Annotated in this window: 16 protein-coding genes; 8 read left to right on the top strand and 8 right to left on the bottom strand. The window is 71.5% G+C overall.

What is annotated here, in order from left to right; genetic code table 11:
• Window positions 1–199: 199 nt before the first annotated feature.
• On the top strand, window positions 200–1,450 hold the full coding sequence (locus tag IEY86_RS20420; protein ID WP_189133211.1) for an outer membrane protein assembly factor BamB family protein: 1,251 nt from the start codon (window positions 200–202) through the stop codon (window positions 1,448–1,450).
• On the opposite strand, the gene IEY86_RS20415 is transcribed toward IEY86_RS20420, so the two are convergent.
• Together IEY86_RS20415 and IEY86_RS20410 are read right to left on the bottom strand one after the other, a co-directional pair.
• Window positions 1,432–1,821 carry a hypothetical protein gene (locus IEY86_RS20415; protein ID WP_189133210.1) on the bottom strand — a complete coding sequence of 130 codons (390 nt, stop codon included), beginning with the start codon at window positions 1,819–1,821 and terminating at the stop codon, window positions 1,432–1,434. The two genes, IEY86_RS20420 and IEY86_RS20415, sit on opposite strands and share 19 nt — an antisense overlap.
• 5 nt (window positions 1,822–1,826) lie before the next feature.
• The gene (locus tag IEY86_RS20410) at window positions 1,827–2,426 is read right to left on the bottom strand and encodes a CGNR zinc finger domain-containing protein (RefSeq protein WP_189133209.1); all 600 of its coding nucleotides are present in this window, start codon (window positions 2,424–2,426) and stop codon (window positions 1,827–1,829) included.
• A 21-nt stretch (window positions 2,427–2,447) separates the two neighbouring features.
• On the opposite strand from IEY86_RS20410, the gene IEY86_RS20405 reads away from it, so the two are divergent.
• Window positions 2,448–2,900 (top strand): VOC family protein, encoded by a 453-nt coding sequence (locus tag IEY86_RS20405; RefSeq protein ID WP_189133208.1) that lies wholly within the window; start codon window positions 2,448–2,450, stop codon window positions 2,898–2,900.
• Window positions 2,901–3,048: 148 nt separating this feature from the next.
• Here the strand turns inward: IEY86_RS20405 and IEY86_RS20400 are convergent, their stop codons facing one another.
• Entirely contained in the window at window positions 3,049–4,908 is a 1,860-nt protein-coding gene (locus tag IEY86_RS20400; RefSeq protein ID WP_189133207.1) for a M1 family aminopeptidase, read from the bottom strand.
• Between the two features lie 464 nt (window positions 4,909–5,372).
• Window positions 5,373–6,491 carry a mechanosensitive ion channel family protein gene (locus IEY86_RS20395; RefSeq protein ID WP_189133206.1) on the bottom strand — a complete coding sequence of 373 codons (1,119 nt, stop codon included), beginning with the start codon at window positions 6,489–6,491 and terminating at the stop codon, window positions 5,373–5,375.
• Window positions 6,492–6,706: 215 nt separating this feature from the next.
• Here IEY86_RS20395 and IEY86_RS20390 point away from each other — a divergent pair, with 215 nt between their 5' ends.
• Together IEY86_RS20390 and IEY86_RS20385 are read left to right on the top strand one after the other, a co-directional pair.
• Window positions 6,707–6,898 (top strand): hypothetical protein, encoded by a 192-nt coding sequence (locus IEY86_RS20390; protein WP_189133205.1) that lies wholly within the window; start codon window positions 6,707–6,709, stop codon window positions 6,896–6,898.
• 203 nt (window positions 6,899–7,101) lie between these two features.
• Window positions 7,102–8,169 carry a PP2C family protein-serine/threonine phosphatase gene (locus tag IEY86_RS20385; RefSeq protein WP_308425156.1) on the top strand — a complete coding sequence of 356 codons (1,068 nt, stop codon included), beginning with the start codon at window positions 7,102–7,104 and terminating at the stop codon, window positions 8,167–8,169.
• Between the two features lie 27 nt (window positions 8,170–8,196).
• Here IEY86_RS20385 and IEY86_RS20380 read toward each other — a convergent pair whose 3' ends face one another.
• Together IEY86_RS20380 and IEY86_RS20375 are read right to left on the bottom strand one after the other, a co-directional pair.
• On the bottom strand, window positions 8,197–8,802 hold the full coding sequence (locus IEY86_RS20380; RefSeq protein ID WP_189133203.1) for a GOLPH3/VPS74 family protein: 606 nt from the start codon (window positions 8,800–8,802) through the stop codon (window positions 8,197–8,199).
• Between the two features lie 189 nt (window positions 8,803–8,991).
• Window positions 8,992–9,135 carry a hypothetical protein gene (locus IEY86_RS20375; protein WP_189133202.1) on the bottom strand — a complete coding sequence of 48 codons (144 nt, stop codon included), beginning with the start codon at window positions 9,133–9,135 and terminating at the stop codon, window positions 8,992–8,994.
• A 242-nt stretch (window positions 9,136–9,377) separates the two neighbouring features.
• Between IEY86_RS20375 and IEY86_RS37585 the strand changes: the two genes are divergently transcribed.
• The 3 genes from IEY86_RS37585 (at window position 9,378) to IEY86_RS20360 (ending at window position 12,750) form a co-directional block, all read left to right on the top strand.
• Entirely contained in the window at window positions 9,378–10,841 is a 1,464-nt protein-coding gene (locus IEY86_RS37585) for a helix-turn-helix domain-containing protein (protein WP_189133201.1), read from the top strand.
• 199 nt (window positions 10,842–11,040) lie between these two features.
• A complete protein-coding gene (locus IEY86_RS20365; RefSeq protein ID WP_189133200.1) occupies window positions 11,041–11,487 on the top strand; it encodes an RrF2 family transcriptional regulator in 447 nt (148 codons plus the stop codon).
• A gap of 81 nt (window positions 11,488–11,568) precedes the next feature.
• A complete protein-coding gene (locus IEY86_RS20360) occupies window positions 11,569–12,750 on the top strand; it encodes a globin domain-containing protein (protein WP_189133259.1) in 1,182 nt (393 codons plus the stop codon).
• Window positions 12,751–12,851: 101 nt separating this feature from the next.
• Here IEY86_RS20360 and IEY86_RS20355 read toward each other — a convergent pair whose 3' ends face one another.
• The gene (locus IEY86_RS20355) at window positions 12,852–13,295 is read right to left on the bottom strand and encodes a MarR family winged helix-turn-helix transcriptional regulator (RefSeq protein ID WP_189133199.1); all 444 of its coding nucleotides are present in this window, start codon (window positions 13,293–13,295) and stop codon (window positions 12,852–12,854) included.
• Window positions 13,296–13,398: 103 nt separating this feature from the next.
• Here IEY86_RS20355 and IEY86_RS20350 point away from each other — a divergent pair, with 103 nt between their 5' ends.
• Complete coding sequence (locus tag IEY86_RS20350) at window positions 13,399–13,791, top strand: nuclear transport factor 2 family protein (protein WP_189133198.1); 393 nt, start codon at window positions 13,399–13,401, stop codon at window positions 13,789–13,791.
• Between the two features lie 92 nt (window positions 13,792–13,883).
• Here IEY86_RS20350 and IEY86_RS20345 read toward each other — a convergent pair whose 3' ends face one another.
• Window positions 13,884–16,664, bottom strand: coding sequence for a hypothetical protein (locus tag IEY86_RS20345; RefSeq protein ID WP_189133197.1), 2,781 nt, complete (start codon window positions 16,662–16,664; stop codon window positions 13,884–13,886).
• Between the last annotated feature and the right edge of the window lie 75 nt (window positions 16,665–16,739).

The following is a 16,739-nucleotide window of genomic DNA, read 5'->3' as shown; positions in this document are numbered from 1 at the left end:
CGCCCACTGACCGGGAGCACCGGATCCGGCGGTGTTCCCGCCGCTCCCGACAGGCGCGGGCGCCCCGGTGGCGGAGGGCTTGTGGCGCCGGCAGGACGCCGCCCGCAGCGTGAAGCCGGCCACCACGGCCAGGTGTTCCCGGCTCGACCCAAGGGGCCCGCTTCCGCCCGACGTCCAGCTCTGCCACTCTGTGGTGCCCATGAGGACCACACAGGCATGGAGCCGTCTCCTGATGACGGCGGCCGGGGCGGCCGTGGCATTTTCCCTGGCCGCGTGCGGCGGCGGCCATGCGCCTTCCGGGGCAAAGGCGCCGCACGGCGACTTATCGAACTCCTCCATGGACGGCGGTGGGACGCGGTCGCAGGCTCCGCCCCAGGCCTTCGCGCCGGAGGCCATCGCATCGTTCAGCGGGCGCTGGCCCCGCCCGACGCTTCGAGGCGGCATCGCCGACTTCCTGACCCTCGGCGACCGTCTCGCGTACACGTACGACGTCGAGGACGTCGGCATCACCGCCTACCGGCTGGACACGGGGGAGATCGCCTGGCACAAGGCCGTGCAGGACGGCGACTCCGTGGCACAGGCGCCGCGTCTGGCAGGCACCGCGGTGGTGGGTGCCTTCGGCACGAGCACGGCGGGGTCGGGCACCTCCGCGGGCGGGCACACGGTCACGGTCGTCGCCTACGACGCCGCCACGGGAAGGCAGCTGTGGGCGCGTGAGGTGGAGAAGGGCAAGGGCACTTCGGCGGCGAGCCCTCGTGTGGTCGGGGCGGACGATCGGCGGGTACTGGTCTCCGTGTCCGAGGAGGGCTACTCGCAGACCCCTCCCATGAGCGCCCTGCTCGACACCCGGACCGGTCGAGTGGTGTGGACGGACCGGGACTTCGACGGCATCGACCTGGAGAAGTCGGTGGCCGTGGGGACGCGCGACGACGGCGATTTCGCCGGCAGGTCGACCGCTGACGGCCGTCGGATGTGGAAGCGGCAACTGGTCACCGGCGAGGCGTTGACGGCGGATCCGGGCCCCGGGCTGACGCTGGCGAACGGGATCGGGGCGGGTGAGAGCCGCCTCGTCGACCCGGTCACGGGCAAGGCGAGGCTGGACATGGGCGACGCGACGGTACGCGACTGCCACTACGACGGATGGACGACGACGGTCTGCTCGGGCGCCGACGGTTCCGGCTCCGCGGCCATCACGGCGGTGGACCTGCCCACCGGCCGTGTGCTGTGGCGCCTGCCGGACAGGACGGCGAACCGGATCGCGCCGGAGGTGACGACGGCATGGCACGGTGTCGTCTACGCCGAGGCCGACGCCCCCATGACACTCGACGCCCGCACGGGCAAGGACCTCCGCACGGACGTCGGCGCCGCCCCGTCCGTGGTCAACCACCGCTTCGGGCTCGGCTACGAGGACACGGAGGGAATCGTCGAGGTCTACCGCGCCAAGGGATGAACGGCCCGTGCGGCGGTGGGGTGCTCGGGGCAGGGGCCGGAACAGTTCAACGGCCGGTCGCGGACGGTGCGGCGCAGGTCGTCGACCCAGGCGTCCGGGATCTCCCGGGGGATGAAGTGGCCGCCGCTGTCGCGGGCGGTGAGGTTGACGTGCTTGTACCAGTCGGCGCGGTCGCTGGAGAGCCGGCTGTGGATCCGCTGTTCGCCGGTCGTGAGACGTTCTCCACGCTGCCGCCGTTGTCGCTCCAACCGGCCCAGCGCCGCGGAATCCGGCGAGCGGGCCGACGGGGCAGTCGCTGAGCCCGCACGCCACCGAGACCAGCGCCGGACGCCGATCTGCCGGCCGGCGTCCTCGGTCGGTCCGGTCGGCATCGTGCTCATCCTTCCTCGGAGCGGGCGCGCAGGGCCCGTACCTTGTGGCGGTTGCCGCAGTGCTCCATGGAGCACCAGCGGCGGCGGCCGGGGCGTGAGGTGTCGACGTAGACCAGGTGGCAGTCGTCGGCGGCGCAGGTGCGGATGCGGTGCGCGAGGGGGCCGGTCAGCAGGTCGACGGCGTCGCGGGCGACGGTGGAGATCAGATGCGTTCCGCCGGCGGTCCCGGCCCACTGCCGCTGTCCGCCCGGCCCGATCGCGGGCGCCAGCGGCGGGCGGGCGGCGGCTTCATTGACGACCTCCAGGTCGTGGGGCGGATAGGGCTCCCCGCCCGTGCGGGCGAGGACCGCCCGGAACAGCGCGTCCCGCAGCCGTCGGGCGTGCGCCACGTCGGCGGCGGAGATCTCGAGAGCGGGCGCCGGCGCGAGCCGCGACCGGTCCACCCAGGCGGCCAGGTCGGCGGGCCGGTGCAGCACCTCGTACCGGCGGAAGGGGCCGGGGCCGCCGGTGGTCAGCAGTTCCAGGCAGAGCGCGCCGGGGTCGAACCGGTAGGCGGCCCCGGTGCGGGAGCGCAATATCAGCCCTCTGGTTGCGGCGGCATCCATGTAACCAATATAACTGGTTACATGGCACTGAGCTGGAAGCTGGTCGTCGACAGCACGAACGCACCCGCGCTCGCGGACTTCTGGGCCGCGGCGCTCGAGTACGAGGTGGAGGACCCGAGCGCCCTGATCGAGCAGTTGCTGGGCGCCGGTCACATCGGCGAAGAGGCGGTTGTCGAGCACCGGGGCCGCAAGACGTTCCGCGGCTACGCCGCGATCCGCCATCCCGAGGACCCGTTCGACGAGACCAGCGGCATCGGCCGCGGTCGGCGCCTGCTCTTCCAGGACGTACCCGAGGGCAAGACGGGCAAGAACCGCCTGCACCTGGACATCCACAGCGAACCCGGCGGCCTGGAAGCCCTGGTGACCCGGCTGGAAGGCCTGGGGGCGACCCGCGTCCATGAGATGGACAAGGGCCCGGCGGGCCACTGGTGGGTGATGCGGGACCCCGAGGGGAACGAGTTCTGCGTGGCGTAGCTCCGGCGCCCCGCAGCCGGCGGAGGACACCTCCATCCTGGTCCCGGGCCTGGTCACCTGGCCCGGTCGCCGGGGTACCCCCGCCCGCAACGACGCACCGCCGCCCGCGGAGGTGGGCGGCGGTGCGCTGCCGGTTCCGCGAGTGCGCTCAGCCCTCGATGCGGTGCTGCGTCCAGAACGAGGTCAGGTCCGTGCCCGTGGCGGCCTGGGCCGCGGCCTTGAACTCGGCCGTGGTGGAGACGCCGTACCAGTGCGAGGTGGCGTAGTCCTTCAGCAGCTTGGCCATGACGGTGTCGCCGAGCACACGTCGCAGGTCGTGCAGGGCGCACTTGCCGTAGTTGTAGACGACGGTGGAGTACCGGGAGGAGTGGGCGTCCCAGTAGGCCATCGAGTTGGTGATCTTCTCGGCCGCGGAGGCCCACGAGACGCTGTTCCAGCAGCCGGTGCCGGTCTTGTTCAGCGCCAGGTCGGTGCCGTAGTCGGTGAACGCCTCGTCGAGCCACGGGCTGGTGTACTCGTCGTCGCCGACGATTCCGTACCACCACTGGTGGCCGATCTCGTGGGTGAGGGCCGTGGTGCTCACCAGGTCGAGAACGAACCCGGGGTACTCCATCCCGCCGAACCAGAAGTTGTTGTCGATCACCGCGTCCAACTCGCCGTACGGGTAGGCGCCGAACCGCGAGGCATGGGCGTCGACGGCGGACTTGGCGGTGGTGAGCATCGACTGGGCACTGGAGGAGCTGATCCCCGAGACGGAGTAGACATTGACCGGCGTGCCGGAGGCCGAGGTGCCGGAGATCTTGGTGAACGGGCCCGCGGCCCAGGCGAAGTCACGGACCTTGGTGGCGGTGGCGGTCGTGACGGTGCGTCCGCTGGAGCCGGGGGTGTCGACGGAGGCGCCGGTCGCCGGGACGAGCAGGCCGTTCGGGTGGTCGAGGGCGACGCTGAAGTCGGAGGCCAGGGAGTAGAACGACTCACCGTTGTTGGTGTAGGGGTCGAGATGCCAGTCGGCGCCGTCCTTGACCGCGAGTACGGGAAGGGCGTTGCCGATGAAGCTGAAGGCCCCGTCGTGGCCGAAGCGGTCGGCGCCGCTGGGCACGGTGATGCCGAGGTCGAAGCCGATCGTGGCCTTCTGGCCCTGCGCCAGCGGTCCGGGCAGGGTGACCTTGAGGGAGGTGCAGTCGCCCGACAGGCCGCCCGCGGTGCCCCCGGTGACGTTGGTCACCGAGATGGGCGTGGAGGCGCATGTGCCGTGGGCGTTGTCCCACAGCCTCAGATACACCTCGCCGAGCGGGGAGGAGGAGGCATTGGTGAAGGTGGCGCTCTGGTGGCCGGTCCAGACGGTGCCGTCGGTGTTGCTGGTCAGATTGACCGTGTAGGCGGGTGAGGAGGGGGTGCGGGTGGAGTCCGCGGGCGGGGTGGTGTCGCCCGAGGTGTCGAGGGCGACGTCGTCGATGACGAAGCTCGTCTGCAGACTGAAGTCCTCGGTGCCGGTGAACGCGACGGCCACGGTCCGGCCCGCGAAGGCCGACACGTCGAACGACTTCTGCGCGTAGCCGGTGTTCTTGTTCAGGTTCGAGTACGTCGCCAGCGTGGTGCCGCCGATCTTCGCCGTGAGCTTGTCGTACGCCGTGGACGAGGTCGTCTCGGCGGTGTCGATGTGCAGCCAGAAGGAGAGCTTGGCGCTGCCGCATCCGGACGGGATCGTGACGTTCTGCGAGAGGGTGTCGGTGTGTGTGCCGCCGACGCCGTTCAGCCAGGCGAAGGTCGTGCCGCCGTGAGCGGTCTGCCCGGCTCGGCTGGTGATCACGGCGGACGTCTGGCTCCAGGGCGAAGTGCCGCTCTCGAACCCGCCGTTGGCGACCACCTGCGTCGGGGTGCAGGCCGCAGCCGCCTTCGGGCCTGCCGGTGCCGCGGCCGTCGCCGGGGCGGCGGGGAGTGCGGCGGCGGCCAGCGCGGCGAGGGCGAGTGCGCTCGCTGCCAGGGCCTTTCGGGGGGATGCTCTCACGCGGAACTCCTTTGCGGCGGCCGGGATTCCCGGTCTGCTCGATGGCGGCCCGGACGGCTTGGGTGCGCCGGAGGGCAGCCGTGGGCTGTGCGAAGCGGTTGCGCGGGTCCCTGGAAGGTGAGATCGCAGCCGTCTCCCCGGTGGGGGCGACGGCTGCCGGAAGCCTGGCAGATTTGACCCAGACATGCCATCAGTGGGGGGTAAAGTGTTCACCTCGCGGGCCCACCGTGGCCTCCACGCTCCGCGCGGCCGCTTCGAGCGGGAGACCGGTCCGGGGTTCCGCTTCGACGGCTTCATGCGCGACTTCGTCGCCCGGGGCGCGGGGCGCACACCGGGCGCGACCGGTCGGCGGTCGCGCCCGCGGCGCATCGGATCGAGCGGGGCGCCCTTCCTGGCACACGTGGCACGCTCGGCCGCTCGGCCGGTCGTCGGCGCCGGGGCCCTGCTCGGCCTACGCGGCGCGATCAGCCCTTCGTCGGCACCGGTGCCGTCGGCTCGGGCAGACCGCCCGGACCCTCCCACGACGCCCCACGCGGGCCGGGCAGCGGCACCTGGCTCTGCTCACGCACCACAACGGTGCGGACGGGCAGCGGGATGTCGATGCCCTCCGCCTGGTACCGCCGATGCAGCCGTTTGATGAACTCATGCTTGATCACGTACTGATCGCTGAACTCCAGGGCCCGCAGGATGACCGAGAAGTCGATGCCCGATTCCCCGAACGTGTGGAAGCGCACGGCCGGTTCGTGGTCGGGGACACCGCCCGTCACCTCGGCCATCACGTCTTCGGCGACCTGCGAGGTCACCCGCTCCACGTGCTCGAGGTCGCTTCCGTAGCCGACCCTCGCCTGGACCAGGATCGACATCTGCTGTTCGGGCTGGTGGAAGTTGGTCATGATGGCGTCGGCGAGCTTGGCGTTGGGGATGATCACCAGGTTGTCGGGCAGTTGCCGCACCACGGTGTTCCGCCAGTTGATGTCGACGACGTAGCCCTCCTCACCGCTGCTGAGCCGGATGTAGTGGCCCGGCTGCACCGTTTTCGACGCCAGGATGTGCACTCCGGCGAACAGGTTGGCCAGTGTGTCCTGGAGGGCGAGGGCGACCGCCAGACCGCCCACGCCGAGGGCGGTGAGCAGCGGGGCGATCGAGATCCCCAGCGTCTCCAGCAGGACCAGGACGCCCATCGCCAGTACGGCTATGCGCGTGAGGTTGACGAAGATGGTGGCTGTGCCGGCCACACCGGAGCGGGACAGCGCCAGCGACCGCACCAGGTCGGCGACAACGCGAGCCGCCGTGGTCGTGGCGACCAGGATGAGCGTGGCGATCAGCACCTGGTCGACGTTGTGGCCGACGGTCGGGGTCAGCGGCAGAGCGGCGGCGGCTGCCGCGGCACCCGCGGTCAGCGCCGCCCAAGGGGCCAGCGCGGACAGCGTGTCGACGATGATGTCGTCGCCGCTCCAGCGCGTCCTGCGCGCCCGCTCGCCCAGCCACCGCAGCGCCAGCCGCAGAAGGACGCCCGATGCGGCACCGGCGGCGAGCGCGGCCCCGACGACCATCAGGTCGTGCAGGGTGACGGCCCGGTTCACCGGGTCCCCCTTCCCGGCGCGAAGGGTGCGCCCGGTCGGCAACCATGCTGTCGGGGCCTGCCCGGTCCCGGTCGCAAGGCGGCTGTGGCCGCCGGGAGTTCGGTGTGCTGCGTCGTCACTCGTCACCTGCTCATGCCTGGTTGTCTCGGTCACGTCGCAGCACGGACGGCCGGCGCGACGCGATCTGCCATCCTGCCTCATCCGGGGAGCCCGTCGTGAGCGCGGCACCCGCGCACGCGCCTGCCTTCGGCCGTGGGCCGTCCCACGACGGAACGCTCCACGTCCACTACCTCACGGCAACCGCCGACCTCACGGGCATCTGGCGGATCACCCCGGGCGGCTGGGTCACGCGCTTCGCCGCGACCCGGCCTTCATCCGGCGCGCAGAGACGGTCCTCGCCGCCCTGAACCCCAGCAGCCGGGTCGTGTGCTGCGGGCGCCGTGTCGACCGTCCTCGCGCCAGCACCGCCGGCGCATCCACCGCCGTGAGAGCCTGAGTGGAACGCTGGCCCTCAAGGAGGCAGGCTGTACCTATGCGGTCGATTCTCCGCTTGTCTTATTCACCGCGGGCGGGCGGTCACGGCCGGATCCTGTTCACATTCGCGCAGTGTGTGCCCTTCGTGATCGCACTCCTGGTGGTGGCCATCGAGCTGACCCCTGCGCACTTTCTGTACACCGGCCCCCTCCTCACGGCGACGCCCGCGCTGGCCGCGGTGACCTCGGGCCCCAAAGGCACCATGGCGGCAGCGTGCGTCGCCCTGGCCGTCAGCGTGACCACCGCCACGTACAACCAGGCCTGGGGCACCCAGCAGGTGTACACGAACTTCCTGGCCATCCTGCTGGTCTCCGTGGCCAGCGTCACGACCAGTAGCGCCATGCACACGCGCAGGCAGATCGAGCTCAACCAGGTCCGCCGGATCGCCGTGGCCGCCCAGGAAGTCCTTCTGCGGCCGGTACCTCCCCGGCTGGGTTCCGTGCGGGCGGCCAGCATGTACCTCGCGGCCGAGGTGGGGGCGCAGATCGGCGGTGACCTGTACGAGGCCGTGCAGACCCGCTACGGGGTCCGGATGATCATCGGGGACGTCCGGGGCAAGGGGTTGCCCGCCGTGCGAGTGGCCGCGGCGGTGCTGGGCGCGTTCCGCGAAGCCGTGCACTACGAGGACGAACTGGTCGAGGTGATGGACCACTGCGCGGCCGCGATGCAACGGGAGTGCGCCACCGTCTCCAGTGAAACCGATCCGGAAGCCGAGACGAGCCGGACGGAGTGCTTCGTCACCGTGCTGGTGGCCCAGGTGCCGGACAGCCCCGTCGTCCAGCTGGTCAACCGGGGTCATCCGCCCCCGCTGCTGCTGCGGCAGGGCCGGGTCGAGGCCCTGATGCCCCTCACACCGCTGCCCCCGCTCGGCCTGGAGGACTTCCTCAGCGGTCCTCCCACCAAGCCGGACAGCTATCCCTTCGTCCCCGGCGACCGGTTGCTGCTCTACACCGACGGAGTGATCGAGGCCCGCAGCCCCGACAATGACTTCTTCGCCCTGCCCGAGGCCATGCAAGCGATACGCGCCCGCACCCCGCCGGAGTTCCTGGAAGAGCTTCACCAGGGCTTGATCCGCCACACCCAGGCCCGTCTGACCGACGATGTGGCGATGATCCTCGCCGACCGGCTCGACGCCGAGCCATGACTCGACGCCGAGCGATGAGTGGAAATCTCATCCGCCTCGCCAGATGTTGTCGAAGGCCGCGTCCTCGACGGTTCGCCGTTGCCGTACGGCCTCCAGTTCCAGCACCGCGGTATTGACCGCCGCCAGCACGGTCTCGACCGCGTCGTCGGTCGTGGTCGTGAAGTCCGCCGCCGGCTTGCCGTCAATCCCGACAGCCGCCGCAAGGGCAGCGAGGACGGGTTCATCCGATCTCCAGCGGTCGACAGCCCGGCGGCGAGCGGGCGAATCGACCAGCGCGATCCGCGGAGTCCACGACGGCATCCAGCGGCGGCGTTGCCGAGTGAGCTGCCCGTCCGCCTCGAGGACGGCCGCATAGGCCGAGGACAGGCCGCGGCCTCTGCGCCACAGCCAGTCGTCGACCGACTCGTACGGCTCCTGCCGGGTGAGCGACGAGGCGGCCTCGTCCAACAGGCGATCACCTGTCGTCGGCGGTTGACCGGGCACGATGTGACCACCGTCCAGCGCGACGGCCCGGACCCCGAGGAGGTCGATCACCTCGGCTCCCGCGAGTGCGAGCGAAAGCTCACCTCGCTCCACAGGACGGCTGGATTCCACGTCCAAGGCGACGATCAACAGGTCCCGCGGTGTGGTCATGAGAGGCTCCACGTCTCGGACATCACCAAACGATACGTCGCTGAGCGGGCCCCGGCGAGCGCCGCGCCCGTGGCATGGCCGGGCCCCTCGCCGCGACCGTGCCGCCGCCGCGGCGAGGGCCCCGTACGCGCCGCCGCTCCCGCCGCCGCGTCGGCCCCGCTGCCGAAGCCCTGGACGGCGGCGGATCCTCTAGGCGCGTGGGTCGTCGCTTCCCCGGCGGCGGTGGGTGTTCCAGGTCCTGGCCCGGCGCACCAGTAACGGGCCGGTGGTGAGGATGAGGCCGGCGAGCAGGTTGCCGGCGAGGTCGTGGAGGACGAACGCGTACACCTTCACCCCACCGCCCCGGCAGTGGTCGGTACGGGTGCAATGCGGCGAATCGGGTGCGGTCGTCGGGTGTGTTTGAGCATGCTGGTCTCCTACAGCGGCAGGTGGGGTGGCCCGGCTGCGGGGTCCGCTCCGAAGCCGGTACACCTACCGTCGGGGACCGCGAATTCATCCTCAAGGGGTGAAAAAACTGAAATAACCGCAGGTCAGGGGTGAAACAATTCCGCTGCGGCGACAGAAGGGGGAGACCGGTGTCCGAGGAGAGCGGGGGCGGGTTGGTCCGCAGGTCCGGGCGGGGGCGTCCGCGCAGCGCCCTGGCCTCCGATCTGCCCGAGCCGGTGCGTGCGTTCGCCGATGTGATGCGGGAGCAGTTCTTCGACCGGATGAAGGAGCTCGGCTACGACTACAAGGCGATCAGCACCAAACTGGGGCCCGGATTCAGCCCCACCACACTGAGCCGGATCGCCAACGGGGAACGGGTGCCCAACCGCGACGTCCTCGAGGCGATCTTGGACCTGATTGAGGAGGTCGCCGGGGACGCCTTGACCAAGCCGGTGCGCGAGCACGTGAGGCAGGTGTACTACCGGGCCGCGGCTGTGGCCAAGCCGACGAAGCTGTTCAGGGACTATCTGTTCGACGACAAGGTCGAGGACGTCCAGGCGCGCAACGACCATCAGCGGCGCAACGAGCTGGCCGCCCGCGCCGCACCGGAGGGCGAGTCCTCCGACGAGGAACCTTCGGTGGGGGAGGAACTGGGGGAGGACCACCCGGCGGTGCAGGTGCACAACGAGGCCGTGCAGCTGGTCGAGGAGGCGGTGGAGGAGCAGATTCCCTTGGTCCGCCAGCCGCTGGTGCCGCCGGATCCACCGGGAGACTCCGGCCTGCGCTCCACGGTGGAGGCCATCCTCGACCGGACCGATCAGATCCTGAAGGTGCTGCGGCAGTCGGTGGCCCGCGACATCGCCCGCCTCGAAGCCGCCGAAGACCATGCGGACCGCACCGGCCCGCCCCCCGGCGCCTTACCCGACAACCGCCCGCTCCCGCCGCCCCCGCGACCGCAGCGCCCCTGGGCCGGGGCAACGCTGGCCGTCGTCGTGCTCGTTGTGCTGACAGCAGGCGCTGTGCGCTTCGGCCCGGAACTGCTGGACCGACAGCAACCGGCTGACACGGGCAAGGCCGCAACGGGCGGCCCCACCACGGGCGGCTCCACGTCGCCCCGACAGACAACCAGCGGCGGTGACGGTGGCGGCGGTCATGGCGGCGGCGGCACCTCCCACGCCACCACTGCGCCACGGCCGACAGCCACCCGGACGGACCGCAGGCCGTCAACCCATGGGTCCGCCTCCAAGCGCCCTTCCTCGCCGCCGCCTGTGACCGACCCGCCTGCGGAGGAGTTCACGGCCTCCGCCCCGGAGCACCTGGGCCCGGCGGACGGGAGCGTGCTGACCAACTATCCGCGCAATACCACGCTGGAGTGGGCGCGGAAGGAGAAGGCTGTCTCGTACCGGTACGAGGTGGAGTGCATGTGCTCGGGTGTGTGGGTCACCTCGTTCAACGACACCACCAACGGTACTTCGTTCACCTTCGACTGGTACGGCGACCAGCAGGGCCGATGGCACATCACGGCCATCGCCGCCGACGGCACGGAAAGCGATACCAGCAACTGGTGGTACTTCACCTACGACACCTCCGCGCAGGCCGCGCCGAGCAGTTGAGCCCGCGGTGCCGGCGCGGCGGGGCCGAAAGGGCTCTGGAGCGGCTCCACGGTCTCTTTGGCGTAGGGTCTCCGGGCGACGGCGCTGGTGCGGCTCGTCCTCGAAGGGCCCGACTCGTGGAGCTCGACGGCCCCGCGGCCGCGGCCGGTTCCCGACCCCCTAAATATGCATCTTGGATACCACTTGCTAGTCTCCCGGTGTGCGGTTGACGAAGTTCACCGACCTGGCGCTGCGTGTGACCATGCGTCTGGCGGTCGTGGATGACACGGAGGTGCCCACCTCGAGGGAGGTGGCGGACTCCGTGGCCGCGCCGTACACCCACGTCGCCAAGGTCGTGAGCCGCCTCCAGCATCTGGGAGTGCTCGAAGCCAGGCGCGGGCGCGGCGGCGGGCTGGAGCTCACGGGCCGGGGCCGGGCGGCCTCGGTCGGCTGGCTGGTGCGCGAGCTCGAGGGTGCGGGTGACGTGGTCGGCTGCGAGGATCCATCGGCGCCGTGCCCCTTGCGTGGTGCGTGCCGTCTGCGTACCGCGCTGCGTGAGGCGCAGGAGGCGTTCTTCCGCGTGCTCGATCCTTTGACGGTGCAGGACCTGGTCGGCACCCCCGCGCGACCGGTGCTCGTGCGACTGCTCACTTCACCGCCCGTGTAGAGATCCGGAGGCGAGGCCCCCGTGGCCGCGATTCCGCACACAAGAAAATACGCATCTGTGATGCATGTTCAGGAGGTCGTGATGCTGTCCGAGAAGTCCGCCGCTGTCGTGCGCACCACCCTGCCCCTCGTGGGCGCCTCGATCGACGAGATCACTTCGGTCTTCTACCGAAGGATGTTCGAGGCGCACCCCGAGTTGCTGCGGGACCTGTTCAACCGGGGCAACCAGGTCAACGGCACACAGAGCAGGGCACTGGCCGGCTCCATAGCGGGCTTCGCGGCCATGCTCGTCCACGACCCCGGCCGCCGCCCCGACCAGCTCCTCGCCCGCATCGCCCACAAGCACGCCTCCCTGGGCATCACCGCCCAGCAGTACACGATCGTCCACCGCCACTTGTTCGAGGCCATCGGCGCCGTGCTCGGCGACGCGGTCACCTCGGAGGTCGCCGCGGCGTGGGACGAGGTCTACTGGCTGATGGCGGGAGCGCTCATCGCCATGGAGACCCGCCTGTACGCCGAGGCGGGGGTCGCCGACGGGGACGTCTGGCGGCGCTGGCGGGTCGTCGGCCGACTGGAGGAGACGGACGAGGTCGTCACCTTCATGCTCCGCCCGGCCGACCGCGCTCCGGCACCGCTGTTCCGGCCCGGGCAGTACGTCTCGGTGCGGGCCGAACTGCCGGACGGGGCACGCCAGATACGCCAGTACAGCCTGTCCTGCGCTCCCGGAGGCACCGACCGCTGGATCTCGGTGAAGCGGATCAGGGGCGCCGTGGACGGCGAGGTGTCCAACTGGCTCCACGACAAAGTCGACGAGGGCGATGTCCTCAGCGTCAGCGCACCGTTCGGGGATGTGGTCCTGGACGACGGTGACAGCCCGGTCCTGCTCGCCTCGGCGGGAATCGGCAGCACCCCGATGATCAGCATGCTGGCCCATCTGGCCGCCACCGGTGCCACCCGCCCGGTGACCGTGGTGCACGCCGACCGCTGCGAGCGCACCCACCCCTTCCGCGGCGACCTGGCGCTGCTCACCGACAAGCTCCCGAACGCCACCGCGCATGTCTGGTACGAGCACCCCGAGGGCCCCTGGCCGGCCGAGCGCACCGGTCTGGCCGACCTGTCGGCCATCGAGATCGCCGACGGCACGCAGGTGCTCATGTGCGGACCGGTGCCGTTCATGCGCTCGATCAGGGGCCAGCTTCTGGAGCGGGGAGTGCCGGCCTCACGCATCCACTACGAGGCGTTCGGGCCCGACCTGGGTCTGTGAGGCGGGGCGGGGGCCGGCCGCGGCGCCGCCGTGGCGCCGCGACGTGGGCGCAGCCCGGCCGGGTGATCGCCCGCCGCAGCCGCTGAAGGTGCCCGTGGCGGTCAGGTGAAGGGGCCGTCGGCGATGAAGCGGCGGAGGTGGCGGGCGAAGGTCTCGGCTTCGCCGGGTGGCCAGGAGCTGAGGCTTGCCGCGATGCGGTCGGCCAAGCGCCGACGCAGTGCCTCCACGGTTCGTCGGCCGTGGTCGGTCAGGACCAGGAGTGCCGCTCGCCGGTCGGAGGGGTCGGGTTCACGCCGCACGAGCCCGGCGTCCTCGAGCCTGGAGGCGCGGCGGGTGACACCGGAGCGGTCGAGTCCCACGTCCCGGGCCAGTTCGGCGGCGCTGCGGGGACCGGTCCGGGCCAGCGCGCTCAGGAGCGGATAGGTCAGCTCGTCCACCGCCTCACCCATGCCTTCGGTCAGGGTGCGATGCAGCCGTGCGCGGGTGGCGCGCTTGAGCAGTGTGCCCAGCGCCTCGGCGATCTGCCGGCCTGCGTCATCCTCCACCCCGCCACAATAGCGTGCGCCGCGCACGCATGTGGTGTTACCGTGAGCGGGAAGCGTGCGCGGCGCACGCATATTCGGGATATGCGCTTCGAAAGGGATTGCCATGAACCGCAGCCGCATGGCCGTTGCCCTCACCGACCTCCTGTTCACTCCTGGGCTGGAACTGCACGAGGCCGCCGACCGGCACTTCGCTCCCGACCACCGCCAGCGCACGGACGGGGCATGGGACGACCGCGACGGCTTCCTCGAGCACATCGCCCATCTGCGCACGGTCGTGGCCGAAGGCTCCATCGAAGTGCACGACGAGCTCTGCGACGGCACCCTGTACGCCGATCGCCACACGGTCCACATCACAAAGAACGACGGATCCACCGTGCGCATGGAGGTCTACTTGTTCGGTGAACTCGCACCCGACGGCCGCTTCCGGCGCATCGAAGAGATCACGCTGATGCTCGAGGGCTCGGAAGCGGACCGGCGCACGGGCAGCGCCCGCTGAGGGAGAAGCCGTCCAAACCGTGTGCGTGCGCCAGGTCGGCCGCGCGGCTTTCTGTGGCACGCCACGCGGCCGACCTCCTCCTCCCGTTCCTGCTACGACGCGTCGAGCACCGTCCCGGTCAGCACCGGTCCTCCGTCCCGCGGCTCTTCGGTGTCGTCGGCCAACTGGAAGCGGACCGCCTCGGCCCGCTCCCGGACCTGATCCTTGACCGTGGGCACGCTCACCTCGGCACTCCTCCTGCCCGCCGGGACGGACACCCGGAGGTAGAGGTACTCCAGCTTGGACAACGGGCGCTCGGGATCGGGGGATTCACCGGAGTGCTCCTGCAGCCACTGCGGGTCGACGTCCTTCGTGGACAGTTCGGGCCCGCCGGTGACCGGCCGTACCACGAACAGCGACTCCACATCCATGTCGGCCGCCGCGGACAGGTCCACCCGCCACTTCAGGGGCTTGCCCTCAGTGACCCGGTCGGCGAGCGGCGTCACGGTGACCTTGGGCTTCGGGTCGTCGTTCTCGGCCGTGACCCCGCCCCGGTAGGAGCCGATCACCGAGGTGTGGACCGCCTTCACCAGCACGTCGTGCCGAACGTCCCAGTTGTAGCGGGTGTTGCCCTTGACCTGCACCGGCACCTCGATGTCGTGGCCGCCCGGCCGCACGGTCACCAACCGGTCCTTGGCCTTGCCCGTCACCGGGTCGAGGACGTACAGGCGCACCTGCCCGCTGCCGTGCCCGGACACCCGCACCGGCACCCGGTAGGTGCGCACTCCGGAGTCGCCCTCCTTCACCGCCAGGCGGCCGATGTCGACGCGCGGCAGCGCCGCCGTCCGCACCGCGGGGGTGCCGGGGCGCCAGCCCCAGGCGTCCATCAGCCAGGCGCGGCCCGAGCGCGTGCGCGGCGTCAGCTCCAAGGTCGCCACGTGGCGCAGGTCGAGACCGGCGCGGCGGGCGGCGGTGAGCGGTACACGCAGCTCGCGCGCCCAGTAGGAGGCGGTCCGCACGGTGCCCGGCAGCCCGTCCGCGCGGACGCGGCCGAGCTTCGCCCTGCGGCCGGAGGCGTCGGCGATGGACACCTCCATCCGGGTCCCGGAGGTGTTCGGCGGCACGATCACGCGCAGCGCCAGGTCCTTGGCGCCGTCGAGCGAGACGGGCTCGGCGGGCCGTACCCGCACCGCGGACCCCGCGGCGGACCAGCGCAGCGCCACCGCACGGCGGCCGGTCTCCCGGTCGGTCTCCCACTCGGCGAAGTGCGGCGATGCGCCGACCGTGCCGGATGCGAGGCAGGCGGCGGACGGGTGTGGGTCCACCGCCGAGCACAGCCGACCGCCGCCGGTCACCGAGACCGGGCCGTCCGGCAGGAAACCGCCGGTGCGCCTGGCGCCGACGGCGTGCGTGAGCACCCGCGCGGGATCCGCGGAGGGCGCCCTGGAGCCCGAGCCGTCGAGCAGCGGGCGCACCCGGTCGTCCCCGGCGAGGAACAGCCGTGCCGCCGCGGCGATGTATGTGGCGCCGGCCCTGTGCTGCCGGTCGGCGGTCAGGCGGGTCCCGGTGCCGGGGGAGCACACCGGGTCCCTGTGGTCGGGGTCGTCCCCGAAGTCGTCGTCGGCGGGCGCCTGCGCCTTGCCCGGCGTCCACTCGGTGTTGAAGAAGTTGTGGTTGGCGCCGACCACGTACACGGCGCTGTGCAGTGCGGTGCCGCGGCTGACGCCGCGGGTGCCGTCGATGTACACCTCGCCCTGCAGGTCGGAGACGTCGCCGTCGCAGCCCGGCAGGATCGTCACCGACGGCACGTCGGCGACCGGATTCTGGCCGAAGATCGTCGGGCCGATGAGGACCGTGCCGCCGATGTGCCATCGGGCCGGGCCGCGGGCGCCGTCCTGGTCGGCGGGCGGCGGATGGACGCTGTCCATGGCGGCGCGGTTCACGCCCTCGCCGCCGCGTGAGTGTCCGACGAGCAGGACGCGCGACAGGTCTGCCTTCGGTGCCTTGCGTACGACGTCCGGTGCCGAGGCCGGGTGGGCGGCCCAGTCGGCCCAGCGGGACAGGTGCAGCCGCACCAGCGAGGAACGGGCCTGCGCGCCGCCGTCCTCGGCGGCCCAGTCCTGGCTGTTGATTCCGTTGGCCGAGATCGACACCGTCACATAGCCCTGCGAGGCCAGAAGCCTCTGGTCCTGGAGATAGCCCCGGTGGCTCGGGATCGGCTTCGTACCGGTCGGGCATGGCCAGTCGCCGGTGACGTCGCCGTGAGGCTTGTAGCAGGTCGAGTGGCGGCCGTGCAGGAACAGCGCGAACGGGCGGCGGCCGGTGGCCCCCTTCGGCGCGACCACCACGGCGCGCATCTCGACCGGCACCGAAAGGCCGGGCAGCCGTACCGGGTTGAGGTTGTACTCGCCGGTGACGGTGCGGTACGAACCCGGCTTGCCCGGGTCGACGCTGCCCGCCGGGGCCTGTGCGGACGGCTGCTTCGGCACGGAGACGCGGTCGTGCGGTTGCGGCCGCGTGCCGGGGGCGTCCAGTCGCCTACCGGAGGCCCGGACTTGAAGGCCCTTCAGATCAGCGGTCCGCATGCCCTCCAGACCGAGGTGGAACGTGCGCCCGTCCCTTCCGGGCTGCGGCCGCCCGAGCAGCCGATGCCCGGTGTAGAACCCGACACGTGCGTCCCCCATGGGCACCGGCGTGTCCGACCGCCACACCAGCTCCCGGGCGGCCCCCTTCCCGGTGATCCGCCAACCCGGCGGAAGTCCGCCGCCGTTGTCGGCCGCTGCGGTGAACGGCCGGTTTCCGGGCGGTTGCTGTGCCGACGCCGGTATGGGCGCCGCCCCCGCCAGGGCGAGCACCGCCACGGCAGTGACCCCTGTTCGTCGGGCACGGAACAATGGTCCCCTCCTTGAAAACCCATGCTCGGGCGCCCGTCGGTCCCGGGGCCTCTCGCCTTCCGGATGACGGGATGT

Source organism: Wenjunlia tyrosinilytica, assembly GCF_014646055.1.
Classification (GTDB): Bacteria; Actinomycetota; Actinomycetes; order Streptomycetales; family Streptomycetaceae; genus Wenjunlia; species Wenjunlia tyrosinilytica.
The sequence above is the reverse complement of the archived record's forward strand: the minus strand, read 5'-3'. Positions and strand labels throughout refer to the sequence as shown.